The organism is Collinsella vaginalis (genome assembly GCF_900176655.1).
Lineage (GTDB): Bacteria > Actinomycetota > Coriobacteriia > Coriobacteriales > Coriobacteriaceae > Collinsella > Collinsella vaginalis.
The window spans coordinates 297338-301380 of sequence record NZ_LT838844.1 but is presented as its reverse complement, the minus strand read 5'-3'; the positions used below and the strand labels follow the sequence as shown (position 1 = coordinate 301380).

The following is a 4043-nucleotide window of genomic DNA, read 5'->3' as shown; positions in this document are numbered from 1 at the left end:
GAGCGGGATCGCGGCGCCTCGCCGCCGCCGACGGCTCATGCGCTGCCGGCGCACGAGGTCGCGGTAGACACCGGGATCCGTGAGGGCCAGACGGCGCACGCCGAAGAGGGCGGCGAACAAGCCGCTCTCCTCGATCGCCTCGATGAGGTCCATCCGGATGGCCGAGAGGGCGAGCAACGCCAGGGCAACTGCAAGCGCAGCGACAGCGACCACAGAAGCCGCGGGTGCGGTGAGCAGGTCGAGCAGAGGACCTGAGCCGTTCGCGCCCGTGACCTCGAGGCCGGGCAGCGGAATCGGAAGGTGCCCGGCTGCGGATACGACGACTGAGAGCGCGGCGAACGCGAGCAGCGCCACCGAGGCCCCGATGCGAAACGCCCACCGCGCGCCGCCCCGGGGAATCGAAAGGCGCAGGCATCCCACCGCATCACCGAGCAGGGACGCAGCAGCCGAGAGCACCGCGAGCATGAGCGCCACGGGCAGCGGCGCGATCACCGCGCCCGTGACCGCTGCACCGAAGGCCAGAAGGTAGGCGATGAGCCCCTGAACGATCCCCTGCTTGAGCGCCGGGCCCACCGACATCGTCAGCGCGAGCACCGGTGCGGGGAACGAGCCCGTGGCGATGAAGGCGGCGTCGGCCGCGATAAACCTCACCGGGGATTCCCTGAGCGCCCGCAGGCCGCGTGTCACGAGCACGAACGCAGGCAGGACTCCGAGCGCCGTGGCCGCCAGCAACCCAAGCGAGGGGGCGCTCGAGAAGACCTCCCGCACGCGGTCGAGCGCGTAGGCCCAGCTGGAGACCGCGCAGCCACCGAAAATGAGCACAAGGTACACATAGTACAGGCGGTCGAATACGTCGCCCCGCTCGTCGATATCGACCCCGAGCGCATACCCCCACCAGGCGAGATCGGTCCTGAAGTGCCTGAGGCGGAGCCAGATGAGCTGCGGCAGCCCGTCGACGGCAGACCCGCGATCCTTCGGCATACCGTCATGCCCTGCCGCAGCGTGGACGCGCGATGCCGCCGGCCGCACCGGCACGCGCCTAGGCGCCGAGGCCATAGCCCTTCACCTCGCATACGCTTCCCTGATCCAGCTTGAACACCACATCAGGTGTCACGCCCGGCAGATCGTGGTGACAGCTCATCAGCACCGCCGTGCCCGCATCGACGGCCGACCGGATGAGCGCGCCCAGAAGCTCCCGGGACGCCGGATCGAGCGGGCCGGTTGGCTCATCGAGCAGGAGCAGGCGCGGATGGTTGATGAGGGCGATGATGAGGGCGAGCTTCTGGCGCATGCCGCGTGAGAAGGACTGCGGGAAGGCGTCGCGGGCCTCCCAGATGCCGAAACGCCGGAGCAGGTCCTCGGCCTCGGCATGCCGCTCGCCACGCAGGCGCCGCGCCCGGAGGACGAACTCGATATGCTCTCCGGCTGTGAGGTCGTCGTAGAAGGCGGGCACGTCGGGCACGAAGGAGATGGCGGTGCGGAGGGCGCCGGAGGCGCCGTCCATGCGCTCGCCGCATATCCGGACCTCCCCCGCCGTGGGGTTCATCCAGCCGGCGAGGCACTTGAGCAGCGTGGTCTTGCCCGCGCCGTTCGGGCCCACGAGGAAGGCGACCTCCCCCGCATACAGGGTCACATCGACCTGGCTCCACACCGGGGAGCCGGCGTACCCGCTCGCGAGGTCGTACGCATCGAGGACCGGGGCCTCGTCAACGGACCCAGAATCGGTGTCTGACATGGGGCCTCCCCCTTGTTGCACGCCCCAGCCCGCACCGCGCGCGCACGGTGTCGAAGCGGACGCTGTTGTTCGGGACTCCTACGCCTCCGGGGTGATGCGGTCGCAGCCCATGTAGGGCACGAGCACCCGGGGCACCGTGATGGAGCCGTCAGCGTTCTGATAGTTCTCGAGGATGGCCGCCATGGTGCGGCCCGAGGGCAGGCCGGAGCCGTTCAGGGTGTGCAGGAAGCGCGCGCCCTTGAAGTGCTCGGGGTCGCGGTACTTGATGTTGGCGCGGCGGGCCTGGAAGTCCCCGCAATTCGAGCAGGAGGAGATCTCCTTGTACGCGTTGTAGCTCGGCAGCCACACCTCGACGTCGTAGGTCTGACGGGCGGAGAAGCCGAGGTCGCCGGTGCACAGGGAGATCACGCGGTAGGGCAGCTCGAGCTGTTGCAGCAGGTACTCGGCCTCGGCCGTCATGCTCTCGAGCTCCTCATCGGACTGCTCGGGGGTGGCGAACTTCACCATCTCGACCTTGTCGAACTGGTGCTGGCGGATGATGCCGCGGGTGTCGCGGCCCGCCGAACCCGCCTCCTCGCGGAAGCACGGGGTGAAGGCCGTGTAGCGCCGGGGCAGGCTCTCGGCATCCAGGACCTCGCCGGCGTGCAGGTTGGTGAGGACGACCTCGGCGGTGGGGATCAGGAAGTTGTCGCCGCTCACATGGTAGGCGTCATCCTCGAACTTGGGCAGCTGGCCCGTGCCGAACATGGTCTGGCGCTTGACGACGATGGGGGGCCACCACTCCTTGAAGCCCCGGCTCGTGTGGGTGTCCAGGAAGTAGTTGATGAGGGCGCGCTCAAGACGGGCGCCGGCACCGCCGAGCACGGTGAAACGGCTGCCAGACAGCTTGTTGCCGCGGTCGAAATCAAGGATGTCGAGATCGGTGCCGAGATCCCAGTGCGGCTTGGCCTCGAACCCCTCGGAGGCGAAATCGCGCGGGGTGCCCCAGCGGCGGCGCTCGGGGTTCTCAGACTCGTCCACGCCCACCGGGGTGGCCTCCGCGGGGATGTTCGGGAGATGTGCCATGAAGTCATCGAGCTCTGCCTCGAGGGCGCCGCGGCGCTCGGCCAGGCCCTCGATGCGCTCGTTCACCTCGCGCACCGCCTCCTTGGCGGCCTCGGCCTCACCCCTCTTGCCCTCGCGCATGAGGGCGCCGATCTTCTTCGACTCGGCATTGCGCGTGGCCTGGAGCTCCTCGACCTCGGCGATCACGGAGCGGCGCTCGCCATCAAGCTCGAAGAACCGCGCACGGTCCCAGGTGGTCTGGCGGTTGCCCATCGCGATGTCGATCGCGTCGGGGTTCTCGCGGACGAATTTGATGTCGAGCATGCGTGCCTCCGGTTCGTGCGCCTGATCTGCTCCCGCCAGTATATACTTGTGACGTTCTCGCCCCTAGGTTGAATGCAAGAAGGCAGTGGATGGACGCTTTTTTCTCCTTTCTGTTCAATACCCGCGCAGGGCTCGCCGTCCTGTTCTTCAGCGGCATCGTGATCTTCGCCCTCGCGGCCTTCCTGCTTGAGAAGCGCACCCATAAGCTCTACGTCGACCGCGGGCCCAAGGACCCTGACGAGGAGGACGGCTTCTGGGACTAGCGCCGCCGCCCGGCACGGGCGATCCGCGCGTTTCCATTCGGTTTCCGAGCTTTCACGCCGCAGACCGCGCCCATGGGCGCCCTGCGGCGTTTTGCCATCTGATGCGATTAGGCAGCCGTTGAGGTTCTCGCACATGGCGTTGAGGGGGACAATCAGGGTGGTTGCTCATCGAAACCGTCCCCAAGGAGGCCCCATGCACGTTCTCGTCCTATTGCCGCTCACCGCATCTCAACGCACCCGGATCGAAGGGGCCGCGCCCGGGGCGTCGTTCACCTTCGCGGACAAAGCCGCGGCCGTGTCCGACAACGAGCTTGCCGACGCCGAGGTGATCGTCGGCAACATTCCCGTCGGACGCCTCCCCGCCGCCCGCAGCCTCAAGCTCCTGCAGCTGAACTCCGCGGGCTAGAACGACTACCTCGCTGCGGGCGCCCTGCGGCCGGAGACCGTGCTCGTGCGCGCCGTGGGCGCCTACGGCCAGGCCGTCTCCGAACACGTCTTCGCCATGGTGCTCGCCCTCATGAAGCACCTGCCCGCCTACCGCGACGACCAGCGCGCCCACGTCTGGAGCAACCACGGGCCGGTGACCTCCCTGCGCGGGGCCCGGGTGGTCGTGCTCGGCACCGGGGACATCGGCAGCCATTTCGCCCAGCTCTGCCAGGCCTTAGGCGCTGTCTCTT

6 protein-coding genes are annotated in these 4043 nt (G+C 68.3%); 3 read left to right on the top strand and 3 right to left on the bottom strand.

Translation table 11 applies throughout. The features are described from left to right. From CAP13_RS09995 to serS, 3 genes are all read right to left on the bottom strand, one after another. The coding region (locus tag CAP13_RS09995) for a hypothetical protein (RefSeq protein WP_218775329.1) at nucleotides 1-981 on the bottom strand (981 nt) is incomplete at its 3' end. Nucleotides 982-1039: 58 nt separating this feature from the next. Then, entirely contained in the window at nucleotides 1040-1735 is a 696-nt protein-coding gene (locus CAP13_RS07470) for an ABC transporter ATP-binding protein (protein WP_085830981.1), read from the bottom strand. Between the two features lie 78 nt (nucleotides 1736-1813). Continuing rightward, nucleotides 1814-3103: a serine--tRNA ligase gene (gene serS / locus CAP13_RS07465; protein WP_085830980.1), complete on the bottom strand. Its 1290-nt coding sequence runs from the start codon at nucleotides 3101-3103 to the stop codon at nucleotides 1814-1816. A gap of 89 nt (nucleotides 3104-3192) precedes the next feature. On the opposite strand from serS, the gene CAP13_RS09990 reads away from it, so the two are divergent. The 3 genes from CAP13_RS09990 to CAP13_RS07455 all read left to right on the top strand — a co-directional run. After that, nucleotides 3193-3366, top strand: coding sequence for a DUF6724 family protein (locus tag CAP13_RS09990; protein WP_179184997.1), 174 nt, complete (start codon nucleotides 3193-3195; stop codon nucleotides 3364-3366). A gap of 193 nt (nucleotides 3367-3559) precedes the next feature. Beyond that, nucleotides 3560-3772, top strand: coding sequence for a Rossmann-fold NAD(P)-binding domain-containing protein (locus tag CAP13_RS07460; protein ID WP_085830979.1), 213 nt, complete (start codon nucleotides 3560-3562; stop codon nucleotides 3770-3772). Nucleotides 3773-3811: 39 nt separating this feature from the next. Continuing rightward, nucleotides 3812-4043 (top strand): NAD(P)-dependent oxidoreductase (locus CAP13_RS07455; RefSeq protein ID WP_281249004.1); only part of this gene is annotated, 232 nt, incomplete at its 3' end.